Origin of the sequence: Streptomyces sp. NPDC046931 (genome assembly GCF_040644655.1) — a bacterium.
Lineage (GTDB): Bacteria > Actinomycetota > Actinomycetes > Streptomycetales > Streptomycetaceae > Streptomyces.
Window position 1 is genome coordinate 91,119 of the sequence record NZ_JBEYWX010000008.1, and the last position, 19,115, is coordinate 110,233.

Sequence of the window (19,115 nt, forward strand, 5' to 3'; positions counted from 1 at the left end):
CTCAGGAGGCGGCGGAGCGGCGCACCCGGCGCCACACCCCGGGCGCCGCGCTGATCGCGAGGGTCAGCGCGACCGCCGCCACCACGCCCTCCCAGGGCTCGGCGAACAGTGAGCCGCCCAGGATGCCGATCAGCTGGTACGTCACGGCCCAGGCGAGACAGGCCGGGGCGTCGCCGCGGGCGAACTCCCTGAGCGGCAGCCGGGCCACCAGGCAGGCGAGCATCACCGGTATCCGGCCGGCCGGGACGAGCCGGGAGAGGGTGAGCACCGCGGTGCCGTGGTCGTGGAGCTTCTCCTGCGCCTGCGCCAGCCGTTCCTCCGGGGCCCGGTCGCGGATCGTCTCCAGCCAGCGGGAGCCGTTCTTCGACCGCATGCCGCGCCGGCCCAGCCAGTAGAGCGCGACGTCCCCGAGGAAGGCTCCGAGCGAGGACACGACGAAGACCAGCGCGAGCGAGAAGAGTGCGGTCCGGTGGAAGGCCACGACCGCCGCCGTGCTGACGAGGGCCCCCGTGGGCACGACCGGCACCAGGGCGCCGATCAGCACGAGCAGGAACAGCGACGGATAACCGACCGCCTGCTGCGTGGACTCCGTGGGCACGATGCCGCCCGCGGCGGCGAGGAACGTCACCGGGCCCTCCCCGGGGACGCGGCGGCGGGCCCGCCTGCCGGACCGTGGGGATCGCTCCCGGGGCCACGGCGGCGAATCAAGCGGGCCGGGGCGGCCGGCCGGTGGCGGACGGCGGCGGTCATCGGGCGGCCTCCAGCCGTACGCTCTCGCCGTGGCCGAGGAGATGCACCGCGACCCCAGGCGCGCGTTGCGCGGCGAGGCGCACGAACTCATCACCCGGCGCATGGAATTCATGGGGGCGCACGGCATCCATCCCGATCGGCCAGTACGTGCCGTAGTGCACCGGCACCGCGCTGCGCGGCATCAGCGCGGCCAGCGCCTGCGCCGCACGCCCCGCGTCCAGATGCCCCTCGCCGAGGCAGGGTCCCCAGCCGCCGACCGGCAGCAGCGCCACATCGACCGGCCCGACCTCCTCGCCCATCGACGCGAACAGGCCCGTGTCGCCGGCGAAGTACGTCCGCGCCTCGCCCTCGACGACGAACCCCAGGGCGGGGGAGCGGTGCGGTCCCACGGGCAGCCGGCGTCCGTCGTGACGCGCGGGAACGACCCGTACCACCAGGTCACCGACCCGCACCCGGTCGCCGGGCACGACCTCCGTGACCCGCAGCGAGCCGAGCCGCCTGAGCCCCGGCACCTGTCCGGGGGCCCCGCGCGGCACCAGCAGACGGGTGCCCGGGGCCAGCCGGGCCAGCGACGGCACATGCAGGTGGTCGGCGTGCAGATGCGACACCAGCGCCAGATCGGCGACCGCGGCCTCGGGCGGTGGCGGGGCACCGCGCCGCCGCCGCAGATGCGCCAGGCGGCGTGCGAACAGAGGATCGGTCAGAACCCGCAGCCCGGAGTCCTCGACCGTGCAGGCGGCGTGTCCCCACCACGTGATCTCCACCGGCACTCCGATGCCTCCTTCGCGCGACTCCCCTCGAGCCTACGGGCAGGAGTAGGGTCTGCGGCGAAACCCTGAGGTGAGGGGGGACTCCATGGGAGATGCGCACGGCACCTCCGGCGCACGCGACGTCCTGGGCGGTCCGGCCATGGTCCGGGTCACGGCGATCGCCAGTCTGACGCCGCTGGAGGAGCTGGACGCGGACCCCTTCCTCGTCGACTCCCGCAGCCAGCACGCGATGTGCGCCCGCTGGGCCGCGGAGCACGGCTATGTGGTGACGCGGGAACTGCTCGTGCGGGGCCTGCGCCCCGACCACTGCGCGCTGTGGGCGGACGTGGACGCGGGCCTGGTCGACCTGTTCGTGGCCCCGAGCCGCCGCGTCCTGGAGCGGGCCCTGTCCTCCGTGGAGGAGTTCACCGCCGAGTGCGCGCGGCGGGGGGTGCGCGTCGAGACGGTCGGTCGCGCGGAACCGTCGTACGACGCCCAGATGAAGGCCCGCGTCCACCGCCGCCTCTCGATGCCGACAGCGGGCTACGACGGCCGCTGATCCGGCGCCGGGCCCGTCCGGGCTCCCGGGGCCGTCCCAGGTCCAGCACGGTTTTCAAGAGCGTCAAAGGAGCAGTGCATACACCCTGGTCAGGGCCTGTTCTAAGAATCCTCCGGCGCTTCCTGGCCCACACATGGCCCATAGGCGGCCCTATTGACTTCTCTAGCCTCGCGCTTTCCCCAAGTGGGGTGTCCGAGGCTTGATCAAATAAGCGGAGAGTGCTCCTGACCTGCAACGATGGGACTTGTCTAGGGTCCTGTTGGCTGCATGGAAAGAAGCACTCTCCAGGTGAAGAAGCGTATCGGGTCGTACCCGCGTGTCCGCATCGAGGGCGGCGGCCGGGCGGTGGTCTGGCAGGCCGGGGGCGTGCTGCTGGTCGAGACCGTCCGCAAGGCCGGCTTGGACACCGCGATATCAGCGGCGCTGACGCCGTGGCAGAAGGCTCGGGCGGTGCACGATCCGGGCAAGATCCTGCTGGACATGGCCCTGGCGGTCGCGCTGGGCGGGGACTGCCTCGCGGATGTCGCCATGCTGCGGGCCGAGCCGGCCGTGTTCGGGCCGGTGGCCTCCGACCCGACGGTCTCCCGCCTCATCGACACCCTCGCAGCCTCCGAGGACAAGGCCCTGGGGGCCATCCGTGCTGCGCGAGCTGAAGTCCGCCGACGTGTCTGGCGGTTGGCCGGCCGGGAAGCGCCTGATGCGGGCGGGACGGTGACCGTGGACCTCGACGGGGTGCTGGTGATCGCGCACTCGGACAAGGAGGACGCGGCACCGACGTGGAAGCGGACCTACGGGCACCACCCGCTGATGGGGTTCGTCGACCACAGACCGGGCGGCACGGGTGAGCCGGTCGTGGCCCTGCTCAGGCCGGGGAACGTGGGCTCGAACACGGCCGCCGACCACATTGCCGCCGCTCAACTGGCCTTGGCACCAGCTGCCGGGGAAGTACCGGTGCGGGCGCCGACGTTGATCCGGACCGACTCCGCGGGCGGCACCCACGACTTCGTCGCCTGGCTCGCTCAGCGGGGGCGGTGGCTGTCCCGCTCGGTCGGCATGGTGATCACCGAGGCGATCCACCTGCATGTGCTGAAGGTTCCGGCATCGGCCTGGACGGCGGCCGTCGAGGCGGACGGCGAGATACGCGACGGCGCCTGGGTCGCCGAACTCACCGGCGACGTTCTGGACGGCTGGCCCAAGGGCATGCGGCTGACCGTCCGCAAGGAACGGCCGCACCCCGGGGCCCAGTTGCGGCTCACGGATGCGGACGGCATGCGGCTGACCTGCTTCGTCACCAACACCTTGGGCCGGCCGATCGCCGGGCTCGAACTCCGGCACCGGCTGCGGGCCCGGGCCGAGGACGGCATCCGCGCCGCCCGGGCCACTGGTCTGCGCAACCTGCCCCTGCACCGCACCGCCCAGAACCGGATCTGGCTGGAGATCGTGCAGATCGCTCTCGACCTGCTGGCCTGGATGCCGATGCTCGCGCTGACCGGCATGGCCAGGCTCTGGGAGCCCCGCCGACTACGGCTCCGCCTGTTCACCACGGCCGGACAACTCGTGACCACCGGCCGTCGGCGAACCCTCCGCCTGGCCCGGCACTGGCCCTGGACCAGCCACATCACCACAGCTCTCGAGCGGCTCGCACTTCTGCCGAACCCCGGCTGACCAACGGATTCCCCGTACCTACGACAGCAGCTCAACACCCGGAGCAGTGGAACCCGGCGCCACCCCGAGGCGACACTCGGGCCCTGGGCCTGCACAGCCTTCGCCCACGGCACGAAAACGGTCCACCGACTCCGTCGGCGGACCGTCACGAAACTTCGAGGCTAGCTCGACTTCTTCAGGAGCAAGTAGCTGATCCAGCCTGTCCCACTGGACGCGGAACCGCGCACAGTGGGACAGGCTCGCTCGTACCTCAGGCCGTACCGTACGCCTGGGTGCCAGCGTCGTGACAGGCGCTGAGCATGCCTGCGCCGGTGTTGACGAAGCCGTCACCCACGCTGCCGCAGGCCTGGACAGTTACGTCCGCACCCTCGGGGATGTTCCATGGGTGCTCCGTGTCCGTGGTACCGCATCCGGAAATATTGCGAATCGTCCGGAAGTTCCATCCATATCCGGATTTGTACCATGACAGCTGAGCCCAGACAGTGTCACCGTCGCATTTGCTGTCGTGAATTTTGAATTCATCGCCATTGGCCACGAAGTATGCCCAGCCGTCACCGTTGAACGCATACGACTTGGGCGAGTCCGCGCTTGCTGCGCTGGCGGATGTCGCGGTTCCGATCACCATGCATGCTGCCGCGGCGGCGACAGCCGCAAAGCGGCGCGAGGATATTGCCTTCATCTCGGCAACCCTTTCCGATCTGGAGGGAATCAAGTAAAGGCTGCGCAATAAGCACCGAAATCGGTGTATTGCGCAGCACGCGAGCTGTGCGCGTACGCTCTCACATGGAATCCACCATGATCAAGTTCGATGCCCGTGACAGTCAGGAGACGAAGGCGTTGTGGAGTTCGAGTGAGGCGCGCCTCCGACAACGAGCCACTGCCGGCGGGACATCGGATACCGCTGAGAGTCATCTGTGGTCGGTGTGGTCCCGAATCTTGCCTGTTTCCTGGCTTGTGTGGGTGAACGCGGGTCGGTGGGGGGTGGGGGGTTCTAGGCTCGGAGGTTCAGTGGGGTGGCTGGTTTCGGGGGATGGGGATGGGCGGCGTTGAGGTGTCTGGCGGGGCGTGGTTCGTCAGTCATGCGGGGGCGGATCGGGCCTGGGCGGAGTGGGCGGCGTGGCAGTTGGTCGACGCCGGATTCGAGGTGGAGTTGGATTACTGGGACTGGGGTGCGGGGGACAACTTCGTCCTGAAGATGAACGCCGCTTTGGAAGCGGGGCGGTTTCTGGCGTTGTTCTCCCCGGCCTATTTCGAGCCGGAGCGGTTCACCACGCCGGAGTGGACGGCCGTCGTGGCGATGAAGGAGAAGATCACTCCTGTTTGTGTGGCCGAGGTCGTCTCGCCGGCGATCCTGCGCCCCCTGCTGGCCCCGAAGTTGTTCGGTTTGGGTGAGGAGGCCGCCCGCCGGGTGCTGTTGGAGGCGGTCAGCGGCCCGCGTCGGCCGACCGCTGCCCCGGTCTTTCCCGGGGCGTTGCGGCAGCTGGGTGGCAGCGGGCCCCGCCTGCCCGGGTCGCTGCCGCGGGTGTGGAACCTGCCCGCCCGCAACGCCTCCTTCACCGGCCGGGACACCCTCCTGGTCCGGCTGCGTCAGACGTTGGCGGCCAGCAGTCGGGTGGCCGTCCAGGCGCTGCACGGGCGGGGAGGGGTCGGTAAGACCCAGCTCGCCGTCGAGTACGCGCACCGCTTCGCCGGCGAGTACGAACTGGCCTGGTGGATCGCCGCCGAGGATCCCGCCCTCGTTCCCGATCAGCTGGCCCAGCTCGCCACCCGTATCGGCGCCGCGCCTGCCGATGCCGCTTCGGCCGACGCCGTGGACGCGCTGTTGGGTGAGCTGCGCACCCGTTCTCGCTGGCTGCTGGTCTTCGACAACATCGAAGACCCCGCCGTCCTGGCCCCTTATCTGCCGGGGGGTGGTGGCCATGTGCTCATCACCTCGCGCAGCCCGCACTGGCAGGCTCACGCCAGCCCGCTGAACGTCGACGTCTTCACCCGTGCCGAATCGATCGCCCTGCTCCACGCTCACGGCGCCGTTCTGGGTGAGAGCGACGCAGACCGTCTCGCCCGGGCCCTGGATGACCTTCCGCTCGCCCTCGCCCAGGCCGCCGCCCTTCTCACCGACGGCCTGTCCGCTGCCGACCTGAGCGCGGAACTGGCCCGGAGCACGGCCGAGGTTCTGGCCGAGGGGCGACCCGTCGGCTATCCCGTCTCCCTGGCCGCGCAGGTCCGTCTGACCACCACCCGCCTGGAATCCGACCACCCCGGCGCAGCCGCACTCATGTTCGCCCTGAGCCTGCTGGCCCCGGAACCCTTCCCCATCACCACCTGCGCCGGTCACCTCCCCGACACCGCCTCCACACCCCTGGCCGACGCCCTGGCCACCCGCCTGGCCGGCAGCACAGCGCTGCGTGCCATCACTCGGCACAGCCTGGCGAGGGCCCAGGACGGCACCCTTCAGCTGCACCGCCTGACCCAGAGGGTGCTGCGCGACCAGCTCACACCCCACCAGCGGCAGCAGGCGGGCCGGGACGCCGAAGCCCTTCTGACCGCGGCCGATCCTGGGTATGTCGGGCAGCCCTCGACGTGGCCTGCCTGGCGAACGCTGCTGCCCCACCTCCTCGCGGTGGACCCGGCCCTCATCACCAGCGAGACGGGACGGAATATCGTCCGCAATGCCTGCTGGTACCTGCTGGACCGCGGCCAGGCCCGCACCGCCCGAGACCGCCTCCAGCAGCTGTACGACACCTGGTCCCGGCAACTCGGCCCGGACCACGAAGGCACCCTGTGGACCGCCCAGTACCTCGCCCGCGCCTACAACAACACCCAGGACCACGCCCGTGCCCGCGCCCTGGACGAGGACACCCTCCAGCGGCGCCGCCGCCTCCTGGGCGAAGACCACCGCGATACCCTGGCCACCGCCTCCAACCTGAGCAACCATCTGGCGGCTTTAGGGGAGACGGAGGAGGCCCGCGCCCTGGCTGAGGACACCCTGACCCGACGGCGGCGGGTGCTGGGCGAAGACCACCCCAACACCCTGGGCGCCGCCTCGAACCTGGCCATCTGGCTGGCGGCGCTGGGGCAGACGGAGGAGGCCCGCGCCTTGGGCGAGGACACCCTGACCCGGCGGCGGCGGGTGCTGGGCGAAGACCACCCCGACACCCTGACCAGCGCCTGCAACTTGGCCATCCGTCTTGCGGCGCTGGGACAGACGGAGGAGGCCCGCGCCCTGGGCGAAGACACCCTGACCCGGCAGCGGCGGGTACTGGGCGAAGACCACCCCAACACCCTGACCAGCGCGAGGCTCGTGGAGCAGTTGGATGCGACGCGGGAGGATCCCGACATCGGGGAGTGATCAGTCAGCACACCAGCGATCCCCGCATTACGAGTTGTTCGATCTTGCTCCGGGCACGTCCATGGGCGTCCGCGAATCGACGTTCGCCCCTGGTCAGAGGTGCTTCCCAACCCCCGGTGGACGGTGACGGACGCCCCTGGAACGAGCGGCAATTGAGACTGCGGCTTCCGAGGGTCGCATGGGAGAAGGCTTCGCGCATGGACAGCATGGACAGAACACGCGGGGTGGTGCCAAGGGCCGAGCGGGCCTGGTCCTGGGCTGCGGTCGCGAGTGCCAGGGAGTCTGCGGGCTTGTCCTGGTAGGTGGCCTGCAAGCTCATGCACGCGAGGACGTTGGCCATGAACTGTCGGTCGTCGATCTCCTTGGCCAGTTGCAACGCCTCGGTGAAGTACGCGCGGGCCTGGTTGTACTGGCGGGCATCGAAGTAGGTCCAGCCGGTGAGGCGTGCAAGCTCAGCTGCGATTCCCTACAGGCCGATCTGGATGGACGGTGGCCGGTTCTCCTTCAGGAGCCCAACGACATACCGGAGCTGACCAACGATGGCCGGCCTCAGCGCCTCGCCGCCGTGCTGGTCGTCCCGTCGCCAGTAGTCCTCGATGGAGGAGCGGAAGGCTTCCAGTGTTGCTGCGCTGAGCTCCGTTCGCGTGGCCAGGGCCAGGATGCTGTCGACATCGGGGCCTGGTAGCGCCACGGGAGTCTGCTGCTCGGGCTCCGATACTTGCGGTGCCTCACGCGGGGCGACCACGAGCGCCTGAGGCGTCTCCCAGCTTCGACGGGCAAGCCCGAGCATGTGTCCTGGGATGCGCGAGCCGTCCGCGATGCGCTCAATTACGTCCATGTGCTCTAACTGGCGCTGTCCTGCGATCACTTCGCCGACGCGGCTGGGGGTCAGCTCGCAACGACGGGCGATCATCGAAGGGTAGATGCCCGCCTTGGTCTTCACCAACCGGAACACCCTGGTGAAGTCCCGTACCCGACACGCGTCGATCATCTCGGCACCAGTCCCGGTTCAGCCGGCGCCGCTATGGGATCCGACCCGGCGAAACGCTTTCGCGCCCTCATGGTCTTCCGGGCCGGTGTGACAAGGTGGGTCAGGCCCCGGGGGGTGCGGAAGGGGGCCGGGACGTGAGGTGTGGTGTGGCGCGCGGGCGTCTGCGGAGCCTGATCAGCGGAGTGTGGCGGAGCATCGCCGTCTGGGCCGTGTCCACCGCCACGATGCTCGTGCTCGCCGGCATCCTCCCGGACTTCCGGCTTCAGTCCGCGGGCGGCGACAGCGCCACCCGAATCGCCGTCACCGCCGCGGCCGGCGCCGGTGCCTTCGGCCTGCTGTCGTCCCTCGTATGGCCCCTGCTCGTCCGCCTGCTGCTGCTCGTGCCCGCCCTGGTGCTCGGGCTGCTCGTCTTCTTCCTCAACGGCTCCCTGCTCCTGGTCGCCCTGCGCGTCAACCCCTCCGGGCGCGGCGAGGCCGCACCCGAGACCGCCGTGGTGGTCGCCGCCGTGATGTCCGCGGTCGCCTCGGCCACCGGCGCCGCCCTGGCCGTCCGGGACGACGACGCGTACCGCAGACGGCTCTACCGGCTCGCCGACCGGAGGCGCGGACGCGGCCCCGGGCAGGCCGGGCCGCTCACGCCGGGCGCCGTCTTCGTGCAGCTCGACGGCGTCGGACACGATGTGCTGCGAGCGGCCGTCGACAAGGGGCTGATGCCGACCGTCGCCTCCTGGCTCGCGCCGTCCGAGGGCCGCGGACCCACCCACCACCTCACCGCCTGGCGCACCGACTGGTCCAGCCAGACCGGTGCGAGCCAGCTCGGCATCCTGCACGGCTCCAACCACGACGTCCCGGCCTTCCGGTGGTACGAGAAGGAGAGCCGCGAGGTCGTGGTCTGCAACCGGCCGACGAGCGCCGCCGAACTCCAGCGCCGCGCCGTCGAGCGCACCGGAGACGGAGGGCTCCTCACCGTGGACGGCGCAAGCCGCGGCAACCTGTTCAGCGGCGGCGCCGACCAGCTCGCCCTGGTGCTGTCCGTCGCCGCGCGGCGCGGCCGGGAGAACCGCTCGCGCGCCGGTTACTTCGCCTACTTCAGCGATCCCGCCAACGCCGTCCGCACCGCCCTGTCCTTCGTCGCCGAGGTCGGCCGCGAGATGGGGCAGTCCACCCGGGCCCGTCTCGCCGGACAGCGGCCGCGGGTCGGCCGCGGCGGTCTCTACCCCTTCGTCCGCGCCTTCGCCACGGTCGTCGAACGGGACGTCGTCGTCGCCGCGGTGATCGGCGACATGCTCGCCGGGCGCAACGCGGTCTACGCGGACCTGGTCGCGTACGACGAAGTGGCCCACCACTCCGGCCCGCACGGCCGCGACGCCGAGAAGGTCCTCCAGAAGCTGGACCGTTCGCTCGCGCTGCTCGCACAGGTCGCCGAGCACGCCCCGCGCCCGTACCGGATCGTCGTGCTGTCCGACCACGGCCAGAGCCCTGGCGAGACCTTCCGGACCCGCTATGGACTCAGCCTCGGCAACCTGGTCCGGGCCGGCTGCGGTCTGCCCGTGCCGCGCCGGGTGGAGAGCACCCACAGCGGCGCCGAGGCGCGTGCGGCGGTCCGGGCCGCGCTGCGCCGGCCGGTCGAGGAGAACGGCGGGGGCCACCCGGCTGCGCGCCGCCGTTCCGAGCCCGTCGTGCTCGCCTCCGGCAACCTCGGACTCGTCTCCTTCCCGGACGTGCCGCACCGGATGAGCAGGGAGGAGATCGACCGCCGTCACCCCGCGCTGCTGTCGACGCTCGCCGACCACCCCGGCGTCGGCTTCGTCCTCGTCCGCAGCGAGGAGCACGGCGGGGTGGTGCTGGGCGCGCACGGCGCCGCGATCCCGGTCGACCGGCTCGCCGACGGAACCGGGCCGCTGGCCGCCTTCGGTCCCGGCGCCGCCGACGCCGTACGCCGCACCCACTCCTTCCCGCACACCGCCGACATCATGGTCAACTCCTGGTACGACCCGGCCTCGGGAGAAGTGCTCGCCTTCGAGGAGCAGATCGGCTCGCACGGCGGACTCGGCGGTGCCCAGGGGCGGCCCTTCCTGCTGTGGCCGCTGACTCTGTCCGCCCCGGCCGGGGACGGAGCGGAACTCGTCGGCGCCGAGCGGCTCCATGAGGTCTTCCGCCGCTGGCTGCGCGAGTGCGACGGTCCCCAGGTGCCCGTGACGGGACGCGCGGACGAGAACGAACGCGCCGCCTGACCGCCGCGCGGGCCCCTGCGGGCCCCCGCAAGTAGTTTCGTCACTCGCCCGGTCCGCGGGTCATGCGAGGGATGCGCCGGGGCACACGCGGTGCCACTGTCGCAGTATGACTGACACCCCCCACCCCCACTCCGCGCAGGCGGAGCAGACGTCCGCGTCCGCCGACGGCCGGAGCGGAGCCAGCCGCAGGTCCGTGATCACGGGTATCGGCGGAATGACGCTCGGACTGGCGGCCATGGGCCTGGCAGGTTCCGCCGCCGCGCAGACGCAGACGGAACCGGACCGGAACACCCCGGAGGCAGGCCCCCGCCCGGCCGTCGCCTGTGTCCTCACCCCGGAACAGACGGAGGGCCCCTACTACCTGGACCTGGAGACGGTCCGCAAGGACATCACCGAGGGCAAGGCCGGGGTGCCCCTCACCCTGCGCGTCACGGTGGTCAACGCCAAGACGTGCGCACCGCTGCCCGGCACCGCGGTCGACATCTGGCACTGCGACGCTCTCGGGGTCTACTCCGGCTACGTCGCCGGCGGCTCCACCCCGGACACGACGTTCTTACGCGGGGTGCAGCTGACCGACGCCTCCGGCGTCGCCACGTTCACCACGATCTATCCCGGCTGGTATGTGGCGCGTGCCCTCCACATCCATGTCAAGACACACGTCGGCGGCACCGTCTCCGGCGGGAAGTACCACGGCGGCCATGTGTCCCACACCGGCCAGCTCTACTTCCCGGAGACGTACAACGACAGGGTCGCCGCACGGGACCCCTACCGGACCAACTCGACCGCGCGCACCCCCAACGCCCGGGACGGCATCTACCAACGCGGCGGCTCGTCCACCCTCCTGACGCTCACGCAGACGGGGGGTGACCTGGGCAAGGGGGTGACCGGCACGGTCGTGCTCGGCATCGACCCCGCCGCGACCCCCTGAGGGCGGCCGCCCCGGCGCCGGAGACGGTGGTTTCTCCACGGAACGTCACGGCCAGGAATCCGGGATGAGCCCGAGTCGAATCTGCGAGGAGTGCGGCGCGCCCCTGACCGGCGGGCCCCTGACCGGAGGGCCGCGGGCCGGCCGGCCGGCGCGCTACTGCTCCGGCGCATGCAGACAACGGGCGTTCCGGCAGCGGGCGGCCCGCCGCGACGCACACCCGGCGCGGGGGGCCGCGGCCCCGGCGCAGGCCCCGCCCGCGGTCACACACGACCGCGGCCTGGGCCGGGCGCTCGACTCCTTCGTGGGCCGCCGGCCGGAACTGGCCCGACTGCGTACGCTGCTACGGTCGTCGCGGCTGGTCACCCTGACCGGAACCGGCGGGGTCGGCAAGACACGGCTGGCGCTGGAGTACGCCAGGGCCCGGCCCCGCGGAGCCGGCCGGGTCGATCTGGTGGAACTCGACTCGTTGCAGGACGACGCCGAACTCGTGCAGTCCGTGGCGGCCGCACTCGGCGTCGGTGAGCGGGCGGGACACACCGGCACCGATCTCCTGGCCCGGGCGATCGGGGAGACCTCCCGGCTGCTGATCCTGGACAACTGCGAGCACCTGGCCGACCCGTGCGCACATCTGGCGGCGACCCTGCTCGGCCGCTGCCCCGGTCTGCGCATCCTCGCCACGAGCCGGGAACCGCTGCGCGTCCCCGGAGAGGTCGTGTTCCGGGTGGCGGAGCTGTCGCTGGCTCCTCCCGGGAGCGGGAACGATCCGGCGGCACTGCTGCGGGCCGACGCCGTACGGCTGTTCGTGGACCGTGCCTCGGCCTGCGCGCCCGGTTTCCGCCTGGATCGCGGCAACGGCCGGACGGTCGCCGAGATCTGCCGCCGCCTCGACGGTCTGACGCTCGCCATCGAACTGGCGGCCCGCCGGGCCGGAAGTCTCCCCGTGAACGGCATCCTGGCGGGCCTCGACGACCAGCTGTCCCTCCTGGCCGACGGCAGCAGGACCGGGCCCCGCCGCCACCGTGAGCTGGCCGCCGCCATCGACTGGAGCCACCGCCTGCTCGAACCGGTGGAACAGGCGGTGTTCCGGCGTCTTTCCGTCCTCGTCGGCGGGTTCGACCACAGCGCGGCCCGGGCGGTCTGCGGCGGCGACCCCGTCGCGTCGCGGCAGGTCCTGCGGGTGCTGTGCGCCCTCGAGGCCAAGTCCCTGATCGTACGGGTGCCCGGGGAGGCCCGGCCCGCACGGTTCCGGCAGCTCACCGCCATTCGCGCCTACGCCTTGGAACGCCTGATCGCCGCCGGTGAACTCAAGGACACCCGCCGACGGGTCGTGCGGTGGCTGAACGGGCTCGCGGAGGACGCCGGGGACGAGGTGTTCGCCGACCAGGCAGGCGGCGGCCTGGCGGCGGAACGCGACAATCTCGCCGCGGCCCTGGCCCAGGGCGCGCCCTGCGACGGCGGCGTGCATGTCCGTCTCGCCCTCGAACTCGCCCGGATCCGCTACCAGCAGGAGCAGCCGTCCGCCGCCCGGGCGCTGCTGGCCCGCCTCGTGGACGACGCCGGCAGCCGAGCGCTGGGCGGCGAGGTCCCGGCACTCGCCGCCCGTGTGGCCTGCCAGCAGGGCGAACTCGCCAAGGCGCTGCGGCTCGGCGAGCGAGCCGTGCACGAAGAGCGCCCGCGCGACAGTCCCGCGGGCCTCGCCAACGCCCTGGACGCACGGGCCGGGGCCCGGTTGTGCCGCGGCGAGTTCTCGGAGGCCGTGGCGGATCTGCGCGAGTGCCTCACCGTCGTCGCCTCGCTCGGCAACGCGCACGCCACCGCCTGGTGCTCCCACCATCTGGCCTGGGCCCTGCTCCAGGCGGGCGGCGAACGGGAGGCCGATGCGCTCATGTCCCACTGCCTGCCGGTGCTCCGGCGGCACGCCCCCTGGCGTCAGCTGGCGGCCGCACTGCACACGACGGGCGCCGCGCGGCTGGCCCTCGGCGACCTGAATCGCGCCGAGGAGCTCTTCGCCGAGGTGCTCAGGATCGCCCCGGGATCCAGCTTCCACGCGCTGTACCCCGTCGAGGGCCTGGCGATCGTGGCCGCCGAGAGCGGTGACATGGAGCGGGCGCTACGGCTGTGCGAGGCGAGCGCCCAGGCACGCCGGCGGCTGGACACCGAGGCCGAGGGGCCGTGGCGGCGCCGGGTGGAGGAGACGGCGGCACGCGCCGGGGCACGGCTGTCGCCGGCCGCACGGCGGGCCGCCGTCGTTACGGCCCGCCGGCTGCGCGGGGAACGACTGGTCGCCTACGCGCTGCGGGGCGGGTACGGCGGCGCGGGAGCGGAGGGCGGCGGTGCGGACGCCGGACAGCAGTCTCCGCTGACCGGCCGGGAGTTCATGGTCGCCGAGCTGGTCGCCCAAGGACTGACCAACCGTCAGATCGCTGGAAAGCTGGATCTGTCGCCCCACACGGTTGCCAGCCACCTCGACAAGGTACGGGACAAGCTCGGCCTGCGGACCCGGACGCAGATCGCCCTGTGGGTGGCCGACCGGGCCGCGCACCGGCCCGTCCCGACCCGGTGAGCGGGGATGCGGGCCGCCGCTTCGGGCGCCGGGAGCCGGTCCTGCGGGTACCCCGGGCCGGAATGTGATCGGATAGGGCGTGGCACCCGGCTACGGGGCCGCCTCGCGAGAATGCGCACGCATGCGAAAGGACTCATCGTGGCTACCACGCGCACCGCACACACCGTCTGGGAAGGCAACCTGCTCGAGGGCAACGGCGTCGTCACCTTCGACTCCTCCGGTATCGGCCCGCAGCCGGTGTCGTGGCCGTCGCGCGCCGAGCGGGCGAACGGCAAGACCAGCCCGGAGGAGCTGATCGCCGCCGCCCACTCCAGCTGCTTCTCCATGGCGCTGTCGCACGGCCTGACCGGCGCCGGCACCCCGCCCACCAAGCTTGAGACGAAGGCCGACGTCACCTTCCAGCCCGGTGAGGGCATCACCGGCATCCACCTCACCGTCGAGGGCACCGTCCCGGGCATCGACAACGACGCGTTCGCCGCCGCCGCCGAGGACGCCAAGAAGAACTGCCCGGTCAGCCAGGCCCTGGCCGGTACGACGATCACCCTGGACGCCAAGCTCGCCTGACGCGCACACGTCCGCAGGTGCCGCGCCCGCCGCAAGGGGGGCGCGGCACCGCTGTTTTCCGGGTAGCCGAAGGCGGGGACGGACGGTGGCCGGTGTCGAGACGGTGTCATTGACAAGGACCCACTCAAGTTTTGTGATGGAGTGCAAGGAGCGCCCTGGCGGAAGGGGACAGCGATGGCACGTGCGGTCGGGATCGATCTCGGTACGACGAACTCGGTGGTGGCCGTCCTGGAGGGGGGTGAACCGACCGTCGTCGCCAACGCCGAGGGCGCGCGGACCACCCCGTCGGTCGTGGCCTTCGCCAAGAACGGCGAGGTGCTGGTAGGCGAGGTCGCCAAACGGCAGGCGGTGACGAACGTGGAGCGCACAGCGCGCTCGGTCAAGCGGCACATGGGCGAGGCGGACTGGCGGTTCCCGGAGCAGGGGTCAGTCGACGGCACCCGCCTGCGGGCGCAGGAGTTGTCGGCCCGTGTCCTTCAGAAACTGAAGCGCGACGCCGAGGCGTATCTGGGCGAGGACGTCAGCGACGCCGTGATCACCGTGCCCGCCTACTTCGACGACTCCCAGCGGCAGGCCACCAAGGAGGCCGGGGAGATCGCGGGACTGAAGGTCCTGCGGATCATCAACGAGCCGACGGCCGCGGCCCTCGCATACGGACTCGACCGCGGCGAGGAGCAGACCGTCCTCGTCTTCGATCTCGGCGGCGGTACCTTCGATGTCTCCCTGCTGGAGATCGGTGACGGTGTCATCGAGGTCAAGGCCACCAACGGCGACACCCACCTCGGCGGGGACGACTGGGACCAGCGGATCGTGGACCACCTCGTCCAGCGGTTCCGGGGGCAGAACGGCATCGATTTGGCGGCCGACAAGATGGCGCTGCAACGGCTGCGCGAGGCCGCCGAGAAGGCCAAGATCGAGCTGTCGAGCTCCACCGAGACCACCGTCAACCTGCCCTACGTCACGGCCTCTTCCCAGGGCCCGCTGCACCTGGAGGAACGGCTGACACGCGCCCAGTTCCAGGAACTCACCGCCGATCTGCTGGACCGCTGCCGTACCCCCTTCCACCAGGCGGTCAAGGACGCGGGCGTGAAGCTCTCGGCGATCGACCACGTCATCCTCGTCGGCGGCTCGACCCGTATGCCGGCCGTCACCGACCTGGTCAGGGAACTCACCGGCAAGGACCCGCACAAGGGCGTCAACCCGGACGAGGTCGTGGCGGTCGGTGCGGCGCTCCAGGCCGGCGTCATCCGCGGCGACGTCAAGGACGTCCTGCTGCTCGACGTCACCCCGCTGTCCCTCGGCATCGAGACCAAGGGCGGCATCATGACCAAGCTGATCGAGCGCAACACGACCATTCCGACCCGGCGTTCCGAGATCTTCACGACCGCCGAGGACAATCAGCCCTCCGTCGGGATCCAGGTCTACCAGGGCGAGCGCGAGATCGCCGCGTACAACAAGAAGCTCGGCGTCTTCGATCTGACCGGGCTGCCGCCCGCGCCGCGCGGGGTGCCGCAGATCGAGGTGGCCTTCGACATCGACGCCAACGGGATCATGCACGTCTTCGCCAAGGACCTGGCGACCGGCCGGGAACAGAAGATGACGGTCACCGGCGGCTCCGCGCTCCCGAAGGACGAGATCGACCGGATGATGCGGGACGCGGAGCAGTACGCCGAGGAGGACCGCAGGCGCCGGGAGACCGCCGAGACGCGCAACCATGCGGAGCAACTCGTCTACCAGACAGAGAAGTTCCTGCGGGACAACGAGGAGCACGTTCCGGCGGACACCAAGGGCGAGGTGACGGCCGCGCTCACCGAGCTGAAGGAGTTGCTGGAGGGCGAGGCCGACACGACGGCCCTGCGGGCCGGGGCCGAGAGGCTGGCCGCCGTCAGCCAGCGGATGGGTCAGGCCATGTACGCCCAAGCACAGCAGACGCCGGGACAGGGCGCCGAGGAGCATGCGTCGCCTCGGGACGAGGAGGGCGTGGTGGACGCCGAGATCGTCGACGAGAACGACACGAACGCCGAGAGCGGCGCGCACAAGGGCGGCGGCCAGGGCGGTGCTGCCTGACGCCGGAAGGATGCCGCCGGTTCAGGGCTTGCGCGCGACTCCCGCGTAGACCGGCACGATGCCCTCCGCCTGGGCTGCGACGTCCTCCGGCTCCGGCCGCCATCCGCTGACGGGGATCACCCCCGGCCCCAGCAGCTCCAGACCGTCGAAGAACGCCGAGAACTCGGTGAGCGTGCGCGGGAAGAGGGGCGTGCCGCTCTGCCGGAACAGACCCGCGGCCTTCTCGACGGCCTCGGCGTTCAGATCCGGCGTGACCTGCGACAGGACCAGGTGACTGCCGGGCGCCAGGGCCTTGAGGTAGCGCTTCAGCAGCCCATGGACGTCATCGGCCTCGTCGTCGAGGTAGTGCGTGAGCGCCACCAGCGACAGCGCGACCGGCTTCCCGAGGTCCAGGGACCGCGCGGCCAGGGTGAGAATCGCGTCCGGGTCGCGGACGTCCGCGTGGACGTAGTCCGTGACGCCCTCGGCGGTGCCGCGCAGCAGCGCCTGCGCGTGCCGCAGCACGATCGGGTCGTTGTCGGCGTACACCACCCGTGCCTCGGGAGCCACCTCCTGGGCGATCTGGTGGAGGTTGGGCTCGGTGGGGATGCCGGTGCCGATGTCGAGGAACTGGCGCACCCCCGCCTCGGCCAGCGTCCGGGTCGCCCGGTGCATGAACCGGCGGTTGGCGCGCGCCCCGCGCCGCACGGTCGGGTCCACGGCGAGGATCTTCCGGCCCAGCTCCTCGTCCACCGGGTAGTTGTCCTTGCCGCCCAGCCACCAGTCGTACACCCGGGCGGGATGCGGCCTGCTGGTGTCGATGCGGGCGGGCGCCGCCTCGTGTCCGGTCGTCATGCTGATGCTCCTGATGGGGGGTGGACTTCGTGCTCGGTGTGTCTCCCCGGCATTCGCCGGGTCAGTAGTGGGTGTCGCGGTACTCGCGCAGAATCGTCCTCGTGCGCTGGACGGAGGCCGCCTTCGCGGACATGTGGTCCAGGACCTCCAGATGCATGGCCACCTCGGCGCGCGAGTCGAGGTAGAGGGCGCCGGTCAGATACTCGCTGTAGACCATGTCGGGCAGCTCCGGCTCCTGGAAACGGAACAGCACGAACGGGGTGTACGTCCCCGGATGCGGCCCTGAGTCGAATTCGGCCACCTGGAGAGTGATCCCGGGGTTCTCGCCGGCCTCCAGGAGCCGGTCGAGCTGGTCGCGCATCACCTGGGAACGGCTGCTGACCGGCCGCCGCAGCACCGTCTCATCCATGATCACCCAGAGGTGCGGCGCGTCCTCGCGGGTGAGCAGCCTCTGCCGGGCCAGGCGCAACGCCACATGCCGTTCGACGTCCTGGGGACGGGCCTGTCCGACGGTTCCCGCCTCCAGCACGGCGCGGGCATAGTCCTCGGTCTGGAGCAGCCCGGGCACGAAGTGCGGCTCGTACGACCGGATGAGGCGTGCGGCGCCCTCCAGGCTGACATGCAGACTGAACCAGTCGGGCAGCACATCGTGGTATCGCTGCCACCAGCCGGGCCGGTTGGCCTCCTCGGCGAGCCGGACGAAGGCGGCGATCTCCTCGTCGGGCACGCCGTACCTCTCGAGCAGCATCTGCACGTACGGGATCTTCAACGCCACATCGGCGGTCTCCATGCGCCGCACGGTCGCCGGAGCGACCCGCAGCACCTGCGCCGCCTCCTCGCGCTTCAGCCCGGCGGACTCCCGCAGCTCCTGGAGCCGCCGCCCGAGCACCACCTGTCCCACGGTGGGCGCAGCACGTCGCTCACTCACTGCCACGCCTCCCCTCGCGCCGAAGTACGGGAGAAGTGTGGCATGTTCGTGGAGAAGTCTCATGGGGTCCGACGTGCCGCAGACCCTCGGCCCGTCAGGTACCGGTCGACTGAAGGTATTTGACCGTCGCCGGGTCGGCGGGCAGAAACGTCTCGATGGCCAGTTCCGCCACCGTCACGTCCATGGGGGTGTTGAAAGTGGAGATGGACGAGACGAAGGACAGCACCCTGCCGTCGTGCTCGATCCGCATCGGCAGCGCGAAGTGCGGTGCGGGCTCGTCCGGTTCGGGCCGGGGTTCGGTCCCGGTCCGGTCCGGTACCGGATACGCCGTCACCTCCTGGTACAGCGCGTGCAGGGCCGACGAGCGCTGAAGCGCGATCTGACGCTCCATCTGCGCCAGCAAGTGGCCCCGCCACTCACGGAGGTTGACGATGCGCGGCGCCAGGCCCTCGGGGTGCAGCGTGAGCCGCATCGCGTTCAGGGGAGGGACGAGCAGCCGGTCCGGGACGCCCTCCAGCAGCAGCGCGATGCCCCGGTTCACCGCCACCACGTCGTACCGCGCGTCCACCACCAGAGCCGGATAGGGCTCGTAGCCCTGGAGCAGCCGCTCCACGCCCGCGCGCAGCGCATCCATCGAGGGGTCGTCCAGGGGCGTCTCCGGGAAGTGGGGGGCGTAACCCGCCGCCAGCAGCAACGCGTTGCGCTCGCGTACCGGGACCTCGAGGTGCTCGGCGAGCCGCAGCACCATCTCCTCGCTCGGCCGGGACCGTCCCGTCTCGATGAAGCTGATGTGCCGTGCCGAAGAGCCGGCGCGCAGCGCCAACTCCAGCTGACTGACCCGCCTTTTCTCCCGCCAGCCCCGCAGCAGCGGCCCGATGCCCGGGTCGGAGGGGGCAGGTGGGGAGGCGGCGGCGCCGGACGCGACAATGGTCAT

14 protein-coding genes and 1 pseudogene are annotated in these 19,115 nt (G+C 71.4%); 8 read left to right on the forward strand and 7 right to left on the reverse strand.

Annotated elements, in window-relative coordinates:
* Position 1 precedes the first annotated feature (1 nt).
* Together ABZ876_RS17020 and ABZ876_RS17025 are read right to left on the reverse strand one after the other, a co-directional pair.
* Positions 2 to 628: a VTT domain-containing protein gene (locus ABZ876_RS17020; RefSeq protein WP_361780921.1), complete on the reverse strand. Its 627-nt coding sequence runs from the start codon at positions 626 to 628 to the stop codon at positions 2 to 4.
* A 118-nt stretch (positions 629 to 746) separates the two neighbouring features.
* Positions 747 to 1,520 (reverse strand): MBL fold metallo-hydrolase, encoded by a 774-nt coding sequence (locus tag ABZ876_RS17025; protein WP_361780924.1) that lies wholly within the window; start codon positions 1,518 to 1,520, stop codon positions 747 to 749.
* A gap of 85 nt (positions 1,521 to 1,605) precedes the next feature.
* Between ABZ876_RS17025 and ABZ876_RS17030 the strand changes: the two genes are divergently transcribed.
* Positions 1,606 to 2,058, forward strand: coding sequence for a hypothetical protein (locus tag ABZ876_RS17030; protein WP_361780927.1), 453 nt, complete (start codon positions 1,606 to 1,608; stop codon positions 2,056 to 2,058).
* A gap of 288 nt (positions 2,059 to 2,346) precedes the next feature.
* Entirely contained in the window at positions 2,347 to 3,723 is a 1,377-nt protein-coding gene (locus ABZ876_RS17035; RefSeq protein WP_361780930.1) for an IS1380 family transposase, read from the forward strand.
* A 250-nt stretch (positions 3,724 to 3,973) separates the two neighbouring features.
* On the opposite strand, the gene ABZ876_RS17040 is transcribed toward ABZ876_RS17035, so the two are convergent.
* Positions 3,974 to 4,402 (reverse strand): hypothetical protein, encoded by a 429-nt coding sequence (locus ABZ876_RS17040; RefSeq protein ID WP_361780933.1) that lies wholly within the window; start codon positions 4,400 to 4,402, stop codon positions 3,974 to 3,976.
* A gap of 357 nt (positions 4,403 to 4,759) precedes the next feature.
* On the opposite strand from ABZ876_RS17040, the gene fxsT reads away from it, so the two are divergent.
* Positions 4,760 to 7,072, forward strand: coding sequence for an FxSxx-COOH system tetratricopeptide repeat protein (gene fxsT / locus ABZ876_RS17045; protein WP_361780936.1), 2,313 nt, complete (start codon positions 4,760 to 4,762; stop codon positions 7,070 to 7,072).
* Between the two features lie 160 nt (positions 7,073 to 7,232).
* Here fxsT and ABZ876_RS17050 read toward each other — a convergent pair.
* Positions 7,233 to 8,063, reverse strand: a pseudogene (locus ABZ876_RS17050) (tetratricopeptide repeat protein); the annotation flags it as partial.
* Between the two features lie 146 nt (positions 8,064 to 8,209).
* Here ABZ876_RS17050 and ABZ876_RS17055 point away from each other — a divergent pair.
* From ABZ876_RS17055 to dnaK, 5 genes are all read left to right on the forward strand, one after another.
* Positions 8,210 to 10,297, forward strand: coding sequence for an alkaline phosphatase family protein (locus tag ABZ876_RS17055; protein WP_361780939.1), 2,088 nt, complete (start codon positions 8,210 to 8,212; stop codon positions 10,295 to 10,297).
* A gap of 106 nt (positions 10,298 to 10,403) precedes the next feature.
* Entirely contained in the window at positions 10,404 to 11,225 is an 822-nt protein-coding gene (locus ABZ876_RS17060; protein ID WP_361780942.1) for an intradiol ring-cleavage dioxygenase, read from the forward strand.
* A 64-nt stretch (positions 11,226 to 11,289) separates the two neighbouring features.
* Positions 11,290 to 13,788, forward strand: coding sequence for a LuxR C-terminal-related transcriptional regulator (locus ABZ876_RS17065; RefSeq protein WP_361780945.1), 2,499 nt, complete (start codon positions 11,290 to 11,292; stop codon positions 13,786 to 13,788).
* 138 nt (positions 13,789 to 13,926) lie between these two features.
* A complete protein-coding gene (locus tag ABZ876_RS17070; RefSeq protein WP_361780948.1) occupies positions 13,927 to 14,352 on the forward strand; it encodes an OsmC family peroxiredoxin in 426 nt (141 codons plus the stop codon).
* Positions 14,353 to 14,526: 174 nt separating this feature from the next.
* Positions 14,527 to 16,419, forward strand: coding sequence for a molecular chaperone DnaK (gene dnaK, locus ABZ876_RS17075; RefSeq protein WP_361780950.1), 1,893 nt, complete (start codon positions 14,527 to 14,529; stop codon positions 16,417 to 16,419).
* Positions 16,420 to 16,440: 21 nt separating this feature from the next.
* Here the strand turns inward: dnaK and ABZ876_RS17080 are convergent, their stop codons facing one another.
* The 3 genes from ABZ876_RS17080 to ABZ876_RS17090 all read right to left on the reverse strand — a co-directional run bounded on the left by ABZ876_RS17080 (position 16,441) and on the right by ABZ876_RS17090 (position 19,115).
* Positions 16,441 to 17,253 carry an SAM-dependent methyltransferase gene (locus tag ABZ876_RS17080; RefSeq protein WP_361780953.1) on the reverse strand — a complete coding sequence of 271 codons (813 nt, stop codon included), beginning with the start codon at positions 17,251 to 17,253 and terminating at the stop codon, positions 16,441 to 16,443.
* 61 nt (positions 17,254 to 17,314) lie between these two features.
* Entirely contained in the window at positions 17,315 to 18,181 is an 867-nt protein-coding gene (locus tag ABZ876_RS17085; RefSeq protein ID WP_361780956.1) for a helix-turn-helix transcriptional regulator, read from the reverse strand.
* A gap of 94 nt (positions 18,182 to 18,275) precedes the next feature.
* Entirely contained in the window at positions 18,276 to 19,115 is an 840-nt protein-coding gene (locus tag ABZ876_RS17090) for a helix-turn-helix transcriptional regulator (RefSeq protein ID WP_361780958.1), read from the reverse strand.

Bases quoted from the DNA above. Each gene is read 5' to 3' on its own strand.
- ABZ876_RS17030 (WP_361780927.1), top strand. From the start codon at position 1,606: ATGGGAGATGCGCACGGCACCTCCGGCGCACGCGACGTCCTGGGCGGT.
- ABZ876_RS17040 (WP_361780933.1), bottom strand. From the start codon at position 4,402: ATGAAGGCAATATCCTCGCGCCGCTTTGCGGCTGTCGCCGCCGCGGCA.
- fxsT (WP_361780936.1), top strand. From the start codon at position 4,760: ATGGGCGGCGTTGAGGTGTCTGGCGGGGCGTGGTTCGTCAGTCATGCG.
- ABZ876_RS17060 (WP_361780942.1), top strand. From the start codon at position 10,404: ATGACTGACACCCCCCACCCCCACTCCGCGCAGGCGGAGCAGACGTCC.
- ABZ876_RS17065 (WP_361780945.1), top strand. From the start codon at position 11,290: ATGAGCCCGAGTCGAATCTGCGAGGAGTGCGGCGCGCCCCTGACCGGC.
- dnaK (WP_361780950.1), top strand. From the start codon at position 14,527: ATGGCACGTGCGGTCGGGATCGATCTCGGTACGACGAACTCGGTGGTG.
- ABZ876_RS17080 (WP_361780953.1), bottom strand. From the start codon at position 17,253: ATGACGACCGGACACGAGGCGGCGCCCGCCCGCATCGACACCAGCAGG.
- ABZ876_RS17090 (WP_361780958.1), bottom strand. From the start codon at position 19,115: ATGACCATTGTCGCGTCCGGCGCCGCCGCCTCCCCACCTGCCCCCTCC.